General features: G+C 44.3%; 10 protein-coding genes. All 10 read left to right on the forward strand.

Going from position 1 to position 16,656, the window contains the following annotated elements:
- Positions 1-13: 13 nt before the first annotated feature.
- The 10 genes from CS948_RS11260 to CS948_RS11305 all read left to right on the forward strand — a co-directional run bounded on the left by CS948_RS11260 (position 14) and on the right by CS948_RS11305 (position 16,506).
- Entirely contained in the window at positions 14-2,320 is a 2,307-nt protein-coding gene (locus CS948_RS11260) for a Gldg family protein (protein WP_099291888.1), read from the forward strand.
- Positions 2,321-2,338: 18 nt separating this feature from the next.
- On the forward strand, positions 2,339-3,667 hold the full coding sequence (locus tag CS948_RS11265; RefSeq protein ID WP_099291761.1) for a DNA mismatch repair protein: 1,329 nt from the start codon (positions 2,339-2,341) through the stop codon (positions 3,665-3,667).
- Positions 3,664-4,992: a hypothetical protein gene (locus CS948_RS11270; protein ID WP_099291762.1), complete on the forward strand. Its 1,329-nt coding sequence runs from the start codon at positions 3,664-3,666 to the stop codon at positions 4,990-4,992. Before CS948_RS11265 ends, CS948_RS11270 begins: the two co-directional genes overlap by 4 nt.
- 135 nt (positions 4,993-5,127) lie before the next feature.
- Entirely contained in the window at positions 5,128-5,691 is a 564-nt protein-coding gene (locus CS948_RS11275) for an RNA polymerase sigma-70 factor (RefSeq protein ID WP_255301967.1), read from the forward strand.
- Between the two features lie 96 nt (positions 5,692-5,787).
- Complete coding sequence (locus CS948_RS11280) at positions 5,788-6,939, forward strand: FecR family protein (protein WP_255301968.1); 1,152 nt, start codon at positions 5,788-5,790, stop codon at positions 6,937-6,939.
- Between the two features lie 88 nt (positions 6,940-7,027).
- Positions 7,028-10,675 carry a SusC/RagA family TonB-linked outer membrane protein gene (locus tag CS948_RS11285; RefSeq protein ID WP_099291765.1) on the forward strand — a complete coding sequence of 1,216 codons (3,648 nt, stop codon included), beginning with the start codon at positions 7,028-7,030 and terminating at the stop codon, positions 10,673-10,675.
- A gap of 10 nt (positions 10,676-10,685) precedes the next feature.
- Positions 10,686-12,278: a RagB/SusD family nutrient uptake outer membrane protein gene (locus CS948_RS11290; RefSeq protein ID WP_099291766.1), complete on the forward strand. Its 1,593-nt coding sequence runs from the start codon at positions 10,686-10,688 to the stop codon at positions 12,276-12,278.
- A 2-nt stretch (positions 12,279-12,280) separates the two neighbouring features.
- A complete protein-coding gene (locus tag CS948_RS11295; RefSeq protein WP_099291767.1) occupies positions 12,281-13,177 on the forward strand; it encodes a hypothetical protein in 897 nt (298 codons plus the stop codon).
- Positions 13,178-13,296: 119 nt separating this feature from the next.
- Entirely contained in the window at positions 13,297-14,403 is a 1,107-nt protein-coding gene (locus tag CS948_RS11300; protein WP_099291768.1) for a thioredoxin family protein, read from the forward strand.
- Positions 14,404-14,421: 18 nt separating this feature from the next.
- Positions 14,422-16,506, forward strand: coding sequence for a thioredoxin family protein (locus CS948_RS11305; RefSeq protein ID WP_099291769.1), 2,085 nt, complete (start codon positions 14,422-14,424; stop codon positions 16,504-16,506).
- Positions 16,507-16,656 lie beyond the last annotated feature (150 nt).

The following is a 16,656-nucleotide window of genomic DNA, read 5'->3' on the forward strand; positions in this document are numbered from 1 at the left end:
CGAGAAGAATATTATGAGAAGAATATATAAAATTGCAAAAGCGGAGTTGGCTACCTTGTTTTATTCTCCGGTAGCATGGTTTATTTTGGTCGTGTTTGCGTTTCAAGTAGGGATGACGTTTGTCGGGTTGATGGAAGAAAAGGCTCAGGCGAATACCTTAGGTTACGCGTGGGGGATGCAAACGGCTTCGTTATTAGGTGGTATGCGCGGCTTGTACACGATCGTGCAACAATATCTTTACTTGTATATGCCTTTGTTGACGATGTCGTTGATGAGCCGGGAATATAGCAGTGGTTCCATTAAGTTGCTGTATGCGTCGCCGGTGACTTCTACCCATATCATTCTGGGAAAATTCCTTTCCATGATGCTTTACGGGTTGGTGTTGATGGGAGTGTTGTTTATCATGGTGTTATTTGCCGGTTGTGTTATTGATAATTTCGGATTCAAGGAAGCCTTGGTCGGTTTGCTAGGACTTTACTTGTTACTGTGTGCTTACGCGTCTATCGGTCTGTTCGTGTCTTCGCTGACTTCCTATCAGGTAGTTGCCGGTATCGGGACACTGGTGATTCTGGCCGCGTTGAACTACGTGAACCAAGTAGGACAGAGTTATGATTTCGTGCGTGATATTACCTATTGGCTTTGTATTTCAGGACGTTCGGGAGAGATGATTGCCGGATTGATTTGCAGCGAGGATATAATCTATTTTATCGTGGTGTCGGCAATGTTCTTGTCACTAGCTATTTTGAGGTTGAATTCAACCCGCCAGTACGCCCCGAAGGGCGTCATGTGGGGAAAGTATCTGGGAGTGATTGCGGGAACTTGTCTGATCGGTTATATCACTTCTCGCCCGATGATGATGTGTTTCTATGATTCGACGGAAACGAAACGGATGACACTGACGCCTGTAAGTCAGGAAATCATGAACTCGCTGGAGGATGGAATGACGATAACGACTTATGTGAATTATTTGGATCGAGATGCTTATTACGGGTGGCCCGAGATGGTGAACGATGATAAAAGGCGTTTCAAGCAATATCTTCGCTTCAAGCCGGATATTAAGATGAAATATGTTTATTATTATGATACGGTGACTACTAATCCTTGGCTGATGAGTCGCTATCCGGGAAAAACAATTGACGAAATCGCAAAAGAGGAGTCTGAAAAAAGGGACTGGGATATCAAAAAAATGCTGACACCGAAACAGATTAAAAAGATAGTCGATTTGGAACCGGAAGGGAATGTTTTCGTGCGGTTGGTAGAACGGAAAAACGGACAAAAGGCTTTCCTGCGGTTGTTTAACGATATGGAAAAACACCCGAGTGAGGCGGAAATCGGAGTAATGTTCAAACGTTTTGTAATGGATATGCCCAAAGTGGGATTCCTTACCGGACACGGGGAACCTTCCATCACCGGAGAGCGGAAACGAGATTATTTGTTGTTTGCCGGGGAGAAAACATTCCGCCATTCATTGCTGAATCAAGGATTCGATACGGAAGAGGTTTCTATTTCGGGTGATGCTGATATTCCCGGTTATATAAATATTTTGGTTATTGCCGATATGTCAGAACCTTTGACTCCGGGAGAGATGACGAAATTGAACAAGTATATCGAGCGTGGCGGCAATTTGTTGATCGCGGGGGGAGCCGGGAAACAGAGCGTGATGAACCCGATCGTGGAATCGTTAGGCGTGCGTTTGTTACCGGGAACGTTGGTACAGAAAAAGGTGGATATTCTTCCGAATTCCATGATGGTGAATGCCGTGCCCGAAACGGTGAAAGAGCTTTCGTATCATTACGAGTTCATGTGGTTGGTACGTAGGTTTAAAGTGAACATGAAGGATGCCGTGGGACTGGATTACACGACGGATAAGGGCTTTACCGTGCGGGAGTTATTGCGAACCGATTCTACCGGATGTTGGAATGAGATGGAAACACGGGATTTCGTGAATGATTCCGTGGTATTGAATCCCGCGGCGGGAGAGATCGAACGAATGTACCCGACGGCTTTGGCTCTATCCCGTAAAATAGGTGATCGTGAACAACGAATCATGATCTTGGGAAATGCCAGTTGTATCAGTAATGACGGGGTAGCCGGAGAACGAGGGGTAGCCGTGGCGAATTATCCGTTGGTAACCGGGACGTTCCATTGGTTCTCTTACGGGGAGGCGCCTTTGGATGTACGCCGTCCGAACGGGTCGGATGTCGGGATTCATCTGAAACGTCCGGATATGCCGTACGTGAAGATTGCCTTTATGGGTGTTGTTCCCGTGATTCTATTGTTGTGGGGTACGATTTTGTGGATTCGTAGAAAGAGAAATTAATAAAAAGAAATTGAAATAATGGGATTTCGGATAGATAAACAAACTTTGAACGACTTGGTGATATTGAGCGCCGGGGCTAACAAATCGGTGTACGAAATCTTCAACAGGACGCATACGCGAGGAGGGGCAAAAGTACTGGAAGAGATGTTCCAGTACCCCCTTTCCGAATACGATTTGATTGCTAACCGGAGTGCGGCGATACGTTATTATCAAGAGTGCGGGATGGAATTTCCGTTTAGAGCGGCTATTTTCGATGCCATCGAGTTTTATCTGGATAACACGGATACCCGTAGTCAATTGATGAGTCAGAATAATACGCTGGAATGGAAAGTGAAAAATCTGATGGGAGCCGAAACGGGATATACATGGATACAAAACGGTATTCTGGGATGTCTTGAATTGTTGAATACCTTGAATGATTTTCTGAATAAAACCGGAAGCACGGACAGTAAAGACGTGACCGAGGTAAATGTGAACTTGAAGAATTTGTTGGACAATGAAAAGTGGGCATGGTACGCGGGTAAGAAAAAGATAAATTACGAGGAAGCCGTCGTCTATGACCGGATTCTTCGGTTCGAGGAACGGGAGAATTTCCGAAAGATACTTCATTACGTTTATTTGATGGATGTATATATCGCCGTGGCACGGGTCGCTAAGGAACGAGGGTTTGCTTTTGCTTCCGTGCTTCCTGCCGAGCGCAACGTGTTGAAGATAAAAGGTGTTTTCCATCCGTTTTTGGCGAAACCGATAGGCAACACGATCGAGGTCGACGAGAATAGCAATATCATTTTTCTCACGGGAGCCAATATGGCGGGGAAATCCACGTTTATGAAAACTTTTTCCATCGCGATATTCCTTGCGCACGTGGGGTTCCCCGTTCCGGCGGAAGCGATGGAGTTCTCCGTGCGCAACGGGATGTTCACGACTATTAATCTGCCCGATAACCTAAGCATGGGATATAGCCATTTCTATGCGGAGGTATTACGTTTGAAGAAAGTCGTGATGCAATTGCAACAGACCAAGAATCTCGTGATCGTGTTCGACGAACTTTTCCGGGGTACGAATGTCAAGGATGCTTATGATGCCACGCTTGCCGTGACGGAAGCCTTCGCGGGTGTTCCCAATTGCTTGTTTTTGATTTCTACACATATCATAGAAGTCGGTTTAGTTTTGAAAGAACGGTGTAAGAATATTCGTTTTGTTTATCTTCCGACTAAAATGGAGGGGAGCAAACCGGTTTATACTTATCGGCTGGCAGAGGGGATCACGAATGACCGACACGGAATGATTATCATCAATAACGAGAGAATCATTGATATTATAAACGGGGAAGGAGGAAAATCATGAGTTTTGAAACGGATAAACAGACTTTGGACGATTTGAACATATTGGGTAAGTATAGCAGTAATTCGGTTTATAGCCTGTTTGGTGGATTGGTAACCAGAGGGGCGGAACGATTAATGGATCAGATGTTTACCCATCTCTTGACGGATGCTGAAGAGATCAACCGGAGAACAGCGATTTTCCGTTATTTTAAAACGCATGCTCTTGAATTTCCCGGTGATTCCGAGGAACTGGAAGAGATCGACCAGTACATAGGGAATGCCGGGCGTACATCTTGGTTTGTCAATTTGTTGTTGCTGTGCAAAATGAAGTCTTTGGAGTTGATTAGTAAAGACGAGCATTTTGGCATCTGGCGTGCCGGCATGGAAGCGACTATTCATTTCTTGCGTGAAAGCAAAGCGTTTCTCGAGCGGGTGAATGAAGATATAGCGGACAATCCATTGGAAGAACGAGTGAAGTGGGGATTGAATTTGTTGAATAATAAGGCTTTTGCCCGGTTGTTGGAAGATACGACACGACCTTTGAGTTTCGGTCAGATGTTTTCTGTCGACCGTTTGTTGCGGAGCGTATGGCTCAAGCCGTTGCAGGAGTTACTCGGCCTTTTCTGCGAGATAGACCTTTACATAGTGGTCGGACGAGTGGCTCGTGAATATGACTTCTGTTTCGCGGAAGCCATGAAAGAGGGAGAGGTATCTATCGAGATAAAAGGTTTGCATCATCCCTGCATCCGTAAGGCTGTTTCCAACGATCTTTCCATAACCCGCCAGAAGAATATCTTTTTCCTGACGGGAGCGAATATGGCGGGGAAGTCCACGCTCATGAAATCTTTCGGTATCGCGGTGTATATGGCACACATGGGATTCCCCGTGGCTGCCAGAGAAATGCGTTTTACCGTGCAGGACGGGATGTATACCTCTATCAATGTGCCGGATAATATAAACATGGGATACAGTCATTTTTACGCGGAAGTGCTTCGGGTGAAGAAAGTGGCTATCGAGGTGAGCCTTTCCAAACGGCTCGTGGTGATCTTCGATGAACTTTTCAAGGGTACGAATGTCAAAGATGCTTATGATGCCACGTATGCCGTGACCTCGGCTTTGGCAAAGCGCCACGCTTGTTCCTTTATGATCTCGACGCATATCATCGAGGTCGGTCATGAGTTGGGTAAAAATTGCGATAATGCAACCTTTGCTTACTTGCCCACGGTGATGAACGGGAGTGTACCGACTTACACCTATAAGTTGGAACCGGGAATAACCAATGATAAACACGGTATGATAATCATTAATAATGAGCGGATTGTCGAGCTGATTAGGGAAGTGAAGTAAAGGGAATATTCCGGATGATATAATTACCTCGTCGATGATTAATTGTCGATGAGGTAATTTGTTTTATAGCTAATTACTGGTGTGGTTGTTTTTCTCGATTATATCGTTTATTTTTGCTGTGATAGTAATATGTACATGGAAGATAAGGAAATCGATATTTTAATTCGTTTGCAGAAGCGTGACCGGGAAGCGTTTCGGTTTCTTTACGAGCAGTATTTTGCTAAAATGGTTTTATTTGCCGAGAGTTACTTGTATGACGAGGAGGAGGCGAAAGATCTGGTACAGGATTTATTTTTTTATATCTGGGATCACGCGAAGACCTTGCAGGTGATGACCTCTTTGAAAGCATATCTTTATACCTCTTTGCGGAATCGCTGTCTGAATGTGTTGCGTGAACGTAAAATCCGGGATGAGCATAACGATAAGTTATTTGAAGCACAATTGTTTTCCGGGACGGAAGATGTTGTGATTGATGAAGAAGTACAGCGGCGTCTGCAAGAAGCCTTAGACTCATTGCCGGATCGGTGCAAAGAGATTATCCTGTTGAAGGTGGTGGAAGGAAAGAAGAATCGGGAAATAGCCGAGCAATTGGATATTGCCGAAACGACGGTAAAGACTCAGGTACAACGGGCATACCGGATGTTGCGTGAGAAGTTGGTGCCGATTCTATTGTTGATAGAATGGCTCCAGCAGGGGTAATGCGTTCGTGAGCTTAAAAATATTTTGTTAAAATCATTTTTTTTGTACTCCGTTTTTTATTCCGGTGTGTCTTAGGTGTGTAATTGTGATGAAACTATGACAGACAGGATGCATATAAATTGGGATATCATTGTGCGACGGCTATTGCATGAATCTTCGGAAGAGGAGAATCAGCTAGTGGAGAAATGGCTTGCGGAGGATGAAGCGAACCGGGAATATTACCGGAAGGCGAAGCATTACTTTGACGTGTACTACACGGGAGAGGAGTCCCGGAAAGTAGATTCGGAAGGTGCGTGGGCGGAGTTCGTTACTTATACCGATAAGTCTTCCCGTAAATTTTTATGGAAGAAAGTCATCGGGTATGCTGCAGCGGTGCTTATACTTTTTGGGGTGGGATTCACGTATTGGATGTCGGATAGCCGGGTAGAACAGCCGGAGGCGGTAGCCGTGAATCAACCGTTGAAACCGGGTACGATGAAAGCGTTTTTAGTATTTAATTCGGGAGAACAAATTGCGTTGACCGATTCGTCCGTGTTGGAACGGGTGGTTGAGGAGTACAAGCAAAAAATGGTGACCTCTCGCGATATGCAACAGGAAAAAGAAGAATATAATACACTTGTTATTCCAAGAGGAGGTGAGTACAATTTGGTATTGGCAGATGGGACAAGTGTGAAACTGAATTCCGATTCGAAATTGAGTTTCCCGGAGAGGTTTATCGGGAAAGAGAGAAGGGTACGATTGGAAGGTGAGGCTCTATTTCAAGTGGTAAAGGACACGGGGCATCCTTTTATCGTGGAAACGGAAAATGGAGAGGTCGAAGTTTTGGGAACGGTGTTTAACGTGAACGCGTATCCCGATGAAGAATTCGTGCAAACCACGCTGGTAGAGGGGAAGGTAGCATTCCAAGGAACAGGAATGCCGGATGCATTGGTAATTACTCCCGGAGAACAAGTAACCTACGATAAAGAAACCCGGGAAGCGGATGTCGTGAAAGTAGACACGGAAATCTACACGGCATGGGCTGAGGGGAAATGGATTATCGAGGGCGAGAGATTGGAAAATATCATGAAACAACTGGCTCGTTGGTATGATGTGAAAGTTTTTTATCAAAACCTGCGAGTCAAGGATTTAGTTTTCACGGGTGACTTGGAAAAATACAATAACTGCGAGGTCATATTGAATATTATATCCATGACGACAAACGTGGTTTTTGAAGTAAAGGATAATACTATAACTGTAAAAATGTAATAAATAAAAACCGGAAGGTGTTGCGACCACCTGCCGGCTGAAAATGTGTTAATCTTTGTATCAATCTTAACATTAACAAGACAAATGTATGAAAAAAAATCGAAACGAGGGCTACCCCGCTAAGTGGGTATGTCTAAAAAAAATGATTTTAGTGATGAAACTGACGTGTTTTTTTACGGTGCTCTTACTATTACAAGTTTCGGCGGCAACTTACTCGCAGAAGCGGGTGAACTTGGATGTCGAGAATGTAAGCATGTTGGATGTAATTCAAGAATTACGCCAGCAGACGGGCTATAAATTCTTTTTTAATCACAACGAATTAGAAAAGGTGAAAGATGTTTCCGCGAAGTTCGAGAACGAGGAGTTGGAGAAGGTATTGGATGCGATTCTCGGGAAAGTGAATTTGGCTTATCGCGTGGAGCAAGGTGTGATTATTATTGTATCGGGCAAGGGAAATGACGAGAAAAAGGAAGTTGTACGTATCACGGGAAAAGTGACGGACGAGAAAAAACAGCCGCTTCCCGGGGTAACTGTTATCGTGAAAGGTTTGACGCTGGGGACAGCTACCGATACGAAGGGAGCGTTCTCGTTGACTTTACCGAAAGCAGAGAATATATCGTTGCTTTTTTCATTTATCGGGATGGAAACACAAGAAGTGAAATACACGGGGCAGGATACTCTTCGTGTTGTCATGAAAGAATCAGCCGAACAATTGGATGAAGTGATCGTGCGAACCGGGTATCAGAATATTGATAAGCGTAAGTTGACCAGTGCCGTGCAAACCATCAAGATGGACGATATAAGGGTTGCGGGAGTGAACACCATCGACCAGATGTTGGAAGGACGTATTCCGGGTATGATTTTCATGCAGAACTCCGGTCAGGTGGGTGCCGCACCGAAATTGAGGATACGGGGTACCTCGACTGTTCTGGGCAATAGGGAGCCGTTGTGGGTGCTGGACGGGGTGGTTTTGACCGATCCGGTGAACGTGGATCCGGCACAAATCAATGACTTGGACTTCGTGAATCTGTTGGGGAATGCCATTTCGGGATTGAATCCTAACGATATAGAACAAATCGACGTGTTGAAGGATGCTTCGGCAACGGCTCTTTACGGTGCTAAAGCGGGTAACGGGGTGATTGTGATCACGACGAAAAAAGGGAAGGCTGGTCCTCCCAGCGTGACTTATTCCGGAACGGCTTCTTTTACACGGCGTCCGCGTTACAGCGACCGGGCTATATATCTGATGAATTCAAAGGAGCGGGTAGATGTTTCCCGAGAGTTGGTAGAGCGGGGTGTTTATTATAACAATGTGGATAGCTGGGTAGGATACGAGGCTGTGGTACAAGATTATTACAATGGTGCGATTGATTATAAGGAGTATAACCGGTTGGTTTCGTATTACGAGACATTGAACACGGATTGGTTTGATATTGTGTGTCAAGATGTGTTTTCACATAACCATACGTTAAGCCTGTCGGGTGGTTCTACCAATATCCGCTATTATGCTTCTCTCGGGATGAGCGATGAGAACGGGGCTATAAAAGGCGAGAATAACAAACGCTATTCAACGACGTTGAACTTGACGGCTAATTACGAGCGTTTTACTGCACGCTTCCAACTTCAGGGAAATGTATCGAGCCGTGATTACAATCCTTCGGAATTAGGCGTTTTGGATTATGCTTATAACATGAGTCGTGCCGTTCCGGCTTTTAATCCCGATGGTTCCCGTTATTTTTATCAGCGGACGGGTAGCACTATGCCGGTGTTTAATTTCAACGTGTTGAACGAAATGGATAATTCCGGGGATAAAACCAAGGGAAGCGCTATTAATATGCAGGCACATATCGGTTACAACGTTATTGACGATTTAAAACTGGAGGGGACATTATCTTACGCGGTAAGCAACACGAATCAGGAGATTTATTTCACGGAGGATACCTATTACGTGCATAAGTTACGTGCCGACCAGACGGAACGGAATGACTTGTGTCCTATCGGTGGTGAATTGCGGAAAAGTGAGGTGCGCAATACCAGTTGGATGGCCCGGGTGCAAGCAAATTACGTCAAGAACGTGGGAAAAGAGGGTAAGCATAACGTGAGTGGTTCTGCCGGTTTGGAATTGAATTCTCAAAGATACGATGGCTTCAATATTACACGTCGTGGGTATCATAGAGATCGGGGTAAATTGTTTTCTTCTATTCCCCAGACGTACACGGGATATTATAACCAATTTATGGCAAGTGCCAATGCTTTGGGGGTTATCACGGAAAATTTGACAAATTCGGTAGCGTGGTATGCGATGGCCGGGTACGATTATGACAACCGCTATATGTTGAATTTGCATATTCGAGGGGAGGCTTCCAATTTATTCGGGTCACGGGCAAATGATCGAATGATGCCGATTTGGGCGTTGTCCGGTCGTTGGAACGTGAAGCAGGATATTTTGAAATCTGTTGATTGGGTGGATGACATCGCGTTAAGGGGTTCTTTCGGTTATCAGGGGAATATGTTGAGTAACCAGACCCCGAATATGATTATTAGGCAAGATATTGACTATTCAGGGAAATACGGTGAGTTTAATTCGAAGGTAGCCCATTACCCGAATCCTGATTTAAGATGGGAAAAGACAGCCTCCACGAACGTTACATTGGATTTTTCGCTTTTGAAAAACAAGATTAACGGTTCGGTTTCATACTATTATAAAAAGACACGGGATGCATTTTTGACCAAGACTATTTCCGAAATCAATGGAACCAAGCAATACGTGGTAAATAGCGGGACGCTTGTAAACAAGGGAATAGAGGTGAGTTTGAATTTTACCCCGATCAATCGTGCCGGGCTGGATGGCGGGAAGAGAGGGTTTGTTTGGCGCATAGATCCTCAGTTGGGACAGGTGTTGAATGAATTGGTAAATAGTGCGATAAATAACCGGAATAACGTGTTGCGGGATGAGATCAAGTATACCGATATGTTGACCGGTGACGTGGATATTGCCGGGGAGCCTTTGAATACATTCTATTCATATCGCTTTAAAGGATTGAGTCCGGTAGACGGTTCTCCTGTTTTTTACGGGGCGGAGGATGAATTGCAGGATGAGCTGAGCAAGAAATATAACAATATGGAACGGGAAGATGTCTTTTTGGAGGTAATGGAGAGATCAGGACGGCGTGAGCCTTACCTGCAAGGGGGAATCTCGAATTATTTCGGGTATCGGAATTTCGGTTTATCGTTTAATCTGGCTTATAGTTTGGGTAACAAAATTCGTTTGTTGAAATTGTGTACCGAATACGGGACAACCAACCCCAATCCGTCAAGCAATTTGCGGCGTGAATTTGTAAATCGTTGGAGAAAGCCGGGTGACGAGAATTATACCAATATTCCTGCGTTGAATACAGTTGCGGGAGCCCATACTAATCCATGGTGGAATAGTGGATCGAATGTGACACATACAATTGCATCTAATATTTACGAGATGTATGATAATTCGGACATCCGGGTGGTAAGTGGAAATTACTTGCGCTTATCGTCGCTTTCTTTCCGTTACAACGTGGATGATCGGTTTTGCAAGAAATTAGGTCTTAAGTCTGCCTATATCAACTTGACGGGAACGAACTTGTTCACGATAGCCCATAAAAAATTGCGGGGACAGGATCCTACCCAGTCCGGTTCGTCGCCGAGTGTAAATCTTTCGGTACGTCCGACTTACTCGTGTAATCTTAGTATCACTTTCTAAAATTTGAGCGATGAAAAAAAGAGTTTTAATTTATATATTCGGGGTGCTTGCCCTTGGTCTTGGCTCTTGCGGTGATTTTTTGGAAGAATATTCGCAGAATCAGCGATATGCAACCACGGCGCAGGATTTGGACGAGTTGCTTAGAGGTGAATGTTTTATGCAAACGCCGAACCTTACTTCCAGTACTCAGGAAACGATGAGTTTCAGTAGCGGGCTTACCATGAATTATCCGTGGTTGCACGTGATGGATGATGACGCGGAGGAATTCGTGGAGGGGGTATTCCCTTACACTTCGAATTACCCGCGTAATGTACTGGGTTCTTTCTATCACTGGGGTTCCGATCCGTTTTTGACTTTGGAGAACGACCAGTACAGGGATAATGATTGGGAACGGTTTTACAAGAGTATAGGGGTATTGAATTCCATCATTTACATGGCGGACGAATTTCGTTCGAAAGAAGAGGATATCGAGTTGTTGAACAGGGTGGAAGGCGAGGCGCGTTTTCTTCGGGCAGGTTATTATTTCCTGTTGGTAAATATCTACGGGATGCCTTATAGCAAAGCTACCGCGTCCCGTGATGCCGGAGTGCCTTTAAAAATCACGGAACATATAGAGGATAAATATTTTAGCCGTAGTTCGGTGGAAGCGGTGTATTCGCAGATAGTCACGGATCTTAAACGTGCAATTGTTTGTCTGGAAGGTATAATGCCTTCTTCGACATTGCGGGTTGGGGAAGTTGCTGCCAATGCGCTGTTGTCGAGAGTGTATTTGTATATGGAAGAATATGAGGCATGTATTGCCGCTGCAGACGAGGCAATGTCGGGGGCTTATTCGGTGATGGATTTGAACAGTTGGACAGATGGGAAAAACGTGATTTCATGGACATCGCCCGAAACGATTTTCACGCAGGGGGGGAATGCTGTTGTTTCGACATTCTTGAATTCTTCGACCGATTGGAATAATCCGAATCCGGATTATACATATCCGGAGCAAGCGTTTTCGTACCAAGTGTCCGAGGAGCTGTTGAGATGTTATGGCGATGGGGATTTGCGCAGAACCGCTTTTTTCAAGAATTCTTTGCATGCGGCTATTCCCGATAAGTATAAGACGTGGACGGATTATAATGATAATGACGAGATTGGGGCGGATTTTTTGATTCGTTTGCCGGAAGTGATTTTGAATAAGGCAGAGGCATTGGCGATGTTGAACCGGGATGGGGACGCGAAAACCGAGTTGGAAAAATTGCGTTCCAAACGATTCGCGGTAGCTCCGTCGGTAACGGAAACGGGTGGGGCATTGATTGACTTTATCCGCGATGAACGCCGTCGGGAGCTTTGCTTCGAGGGACATCGTTGGTTTGATTTGCGACGCTATGCCGTGAACAGTATTCGCCCTCTGCCGGATAATTTCACTATCCGTCACCGGAATAATGCTTATGAAGCAAATTCACGAACTTGGTATGAAAACGGTTATTACGAGTTGAATGCTTACATGCGAGATCGTGCGGCTTGGATGATTCCGATTCCGAACTATGCTATTGAATTTAACCGGGGAGAACTCCAGAACGAGATTCGCCCGAATAGAGAACTTCAAAGAGATTGATTATGAGAAAGAATAAATTCCTTTATGTATTGCTTTTGTCCGTGTTATTCACGGCGTGTGACAAGGAAGATAATTTGACGCCTTCCAACCTCGGTAAAGATTGGTTCACGATTGAAAATTCGGATGATCCTGTCGACCGGGCGATTTATCAATTCTACGTGGAAACGGGGATTCCCGTGTTCTATAACGATACGATCGGGCAAGAAACCCGCGTCGACAACTGGGGTAATTCTTATACACATTACGAAATTTTACAGTTCGGTGCATCAGCGTTGGGGGGAACGGAAACTCCTAATCCGTTTTCGGCTTACGAGTTATGTCCGAGAGAAAATGTTGTTGACGGGCTTGAATTCCTGCGTGAAGAAATCGTGCCTGTTCTGCCCGAGAGTATTAAAATTCGCAGTTTCTTGTTGTTGAAATCTTTAACGCCCTATAATCCGGCAACAAGCAAGGAGGCTTTCAAAGGATTGAACACCGTGCTGATTTCCCGTGTTACCGAATTTGGGGACATGAGCGATGCGGAACGGCTGAACATGAAAGGAGCTGTTCTTAATGCAGTCCTTGCCACGCCGATCGCTGCTTATGCTGAAGAACTGGCAGTGTTCTATCAGACGACACGCGGCTGCTACACGCAGGCAGATTTGTATGGTTGTAATGGGTGGCGTTTTTATAATACTTACGGGTTCTCTGATCCGAGAACTGTCGGTTTCTTGAAAGACCCGAATCCTTATGATTATGGTAATATGCCCACGGAAACTCAGGATGTCGGTATGTATATCAGTGCGATATTTACTTCTACGCCGGAAGAGTTCGAAGCGTCGTACGGGGCATTTGATGCCGTGATGACCAAATATAGAATTATAGTGTCGGTATTGAAGGAAATAGGGGTTTCTATATAGATTATTCGTTTATTCATAGAGTGTTACTATTAATGGAAGAGAGTCAAACTCTCTTCCGTTGAGGAACACATTGCCGTAATTGAAAGAAGTATGTTTTGTATTGTATAAAATGAACTGAAATGAAAAAAATTCTATTGATTTATGTCGGGATTTTGTGTTCTGCGCTGGTTTTCGGGCAGACAAATTTCCAGAAATTGACATTAAACGAAGCCTGTGAAAAGGCGAAAGCGGAAGGGAAAATGGTTTTTGTCGATCTTTACACGTCGTGGTGTGGACCTTGTAAAGTGATGGCTGCCGATGTATTCCCGAACGTACAGTTGGGTGAGTTTATGAACAAGCATTTCGTGTGCGTGAAATATGACACGGGTGCGGAGGAAGATGGCAAAGTCCTCGCGCAAAAGTTCAACGTTCAGGCATACCCGACATTCCTGTTACTGAATACCGCTCAAGGGTTAGAAAATCAAATTGTCGGCGCCACGATTGACCCGTCAGAGTTTAAAAAAATGGTGGAAGAGGCCATGTCGGCTTCAATTGCCAGTTTGGGAAAACAGTACGCGGAGGGTAACCGGGATGCTTCTTTCTTGACAAATTATTTGCAGGAATTGTTGAAAGCCCAAATGATCGCGGAAGCACAAGAAGTACGTGCGGAATTGTTCAAGGTGGTTCCGGACGCCCAAAAGTCGAATAGAGAGTATTGGTACATTTATGATAATCAGGTATTATCCCCGATTTGTTCGGAACCGATGGATTTCCTGTTTGCACATTTCGACCAATTTCGCGAGAGCATGGGAGAGGAAAAAGTGTTGGAGAGAATCTCGATGGCTTTTGAGATAAAATTGAGGGATATGATTCGCGGTCGGGAAAAGATGGATGACTTGGATAAAGTGATAAAGCAGATGAAACCTCATCACTTTAACTCTCGGTCACGCCTTGATGTTTATGCCTCTTTGGCGCAAGCGTTGCGTGCCGCTTGGGCGGATAACAAGAATAAAGAAAAAATAGAAAAAGTACTCGTGTTATGTGAAAAAGAATTCCCGAAAATTGATGGAGAGGATTTGGTTTGGTTTTATTTTCCCGTGACAATTTTCATCGCGGGTTCCGGGACGGAGGAACAATACGCTCGTGTGGTGAAATTACACGAGTACACTTACGAGCATACCGGGCATCAACCTTTGCAAATCGGACTGGGAAATATGCTCAATGCTAGGAATCAAAAACAGAATTAATATTACAAGTAAAAGAAAATGAAAAAGTTATTATTGGTATTTGTGGGACTCTTGTGTTCCGTGGTTATCTTCGCTCAAACCAACTTTCAGGAATTGTCGTTAGAGAAAGCTCGCGAGCAAGCGAAGACAGAGAATAAACCCATATTTTTGGATTGTTATACTTCTTGGTGCGGTCCGTGCAAGATGATGGCGAATAATGTCTTCACGCTTGAAGCTGCCGGTGATTATTTCAACAAGAACTTTGTTTGCGTGAAAATCGATATGGAAAAAGGTGAAGGTCCGGCTATCGGGAAACAGTACGGGGTTGACGCGTATCCTACCTTTTTGATTATTAATGCTGATGGAAAACTGATGCATAAACTTGTCGGGGCGATGTCGCTCGAGGAGTTGATTGAAAACGTCGAGTGTGGTTTAAAGGCAAGCAGCATTGCGGAGTATGAAACGCTGTATCAGTCGGGGAAGCTGGATAAAACGGAACAAATGGCATATTGGAAATTGCTCTCTATCTCCGGAGAGGTGGTGAAGGCTCAAACCGTGGGTGATGACCTTTGGGGAAAACTTTCAGAAAAGGATAAGCTAAACCCGACTTATTGGGCATTGTTACGCTCGCGGGCAACGACCATAGAGGGCGAGGAGATGAAGTTCGTTTGCGCCAATAGGGAATATTTTGAAAAAGAAGTCGGGAAAGAAGAGGTTGGTAAGTTGATTTATAATTCGTTTATAACCGAATTGAACATGATGATTATATACCAACTACCAGCGAAAAAATATGAAAAGGTACCGGCTATTAAGGATTTGCTTAAAAATAACGATGTACCTCGTAAAGAGGCTCTTTTGAAGATGGCCGAATTGGCTGAAGCCCGGGGAAATTATGATGAAAGGGCTTATCTGGATATTCTTGATGCCAATTTGGATGTGTGGGATGATTCGGAAAAAAGAACGATATTCGAGGCGGCAAAATTATTTATCTCGCTTGCCAATGGTAAAGAACACACGAGAATGCTGGGAGATATAGCCTTACGGGCACAAGAAGCCGTGAAAGATGAGGTGGTTAAAGAGGGAATTATTAAAATAGGGCTCACTTCCAGAAGAATGTCGGGAAATGACGGCGTGTATTGGGAAGACTTGGCATCACTGAAAGAGGTCATGGAGCGAGCTTTGCTCGAGAGTAGGTATGTATTCTTGTATTTCCACAACGACGGTCAGACTTCAAAGCTTATCAATGAAAAACTCTTCTCTAGCAAAGAGGTGGGGGATTACTTGAACAAGTTCTTTATAAATTATAAAATACACGTTGGAGAAGGGGAGGGAGCTAGAATTGCCAGAAAATATGGTGTCATTGTTCCCAACGTGGTGGTTATGATCGATAAATACGGGGATGTTCGTCACCGGGTGTCCAATCTCATGCAAGGTGATTTCATCGAACGGATGAGCGAAACCTTTGATGATAATAAAGCCGTGGGAGAACTTGAAACACGATATGCAATGGGTGAGCGTTCGCCCGAATTTATGGTGAAATATTTGATGGCACTGGCTAAGATATCTAGCCCGAGAACTTCGCTTGTTGCCGTGGAGCTATTCGCTTTGCTTGATGACGAGCAGAGAGTTTCTCCCGAATTTTGGATGCTGTATCACCCTCAATTTTCCATGATTAGTTCGGATATGAAGAATTATTTGTTTTCGAATATTCAGGAATTTCGTGAGAAATCAGGTGTCGAGAAAGTGGATGAGTTGGTCGCGTATCAAATTAATTCCGACCTAAATCAAGTCCTTTATAACGCGAAAGCAAGAACTACTGCCGAAGATATAGATAGGACGATACAATTTATTAAACAAAATAAGTTACAGAACTCGGGTCAATTAATAGGGTTGGCAAATATTGTCAAACTGTTCAAGAACAAGGTTTGTAGCGTTAAGGAATACAAGAAAGCAAGTAAAGGCATGAAGCCGGAAGAGATTCCGTTCGCGGATTTATACGCGAATGTCCTCGCGATGGAGCCGGGGAGAACGGAAGAGTGGAATGCGTGGGGGAAAGAGATAGTTGATTCTCTTACCGACCCTAAATATATACAGTGGTATAAACAATTTCTTAACTTGAAGTAAAGTATATTTTTTACTTGGTTTGGAATTTTGAACAGCCTTTTGAAAGTTGAATAATGAACTTTCAAAGGGCTGTTTAAGTTTAAAATGGAGTCGATTTTCTTCCCCGTTTCTGGTAAAATAAGTTAAATAATATGTATATAAATTGTATGT

Origin of the sequence: Butyricimonas sp. Marseille-P3923, assembly GCF_900184685.1 — a bacterium.
GTDB lineage: Bacteria > Bacteroidota > Bacteroidia > Bacteroidales > Marinifilaceae > Butyricimonas > Butyricimonas muris.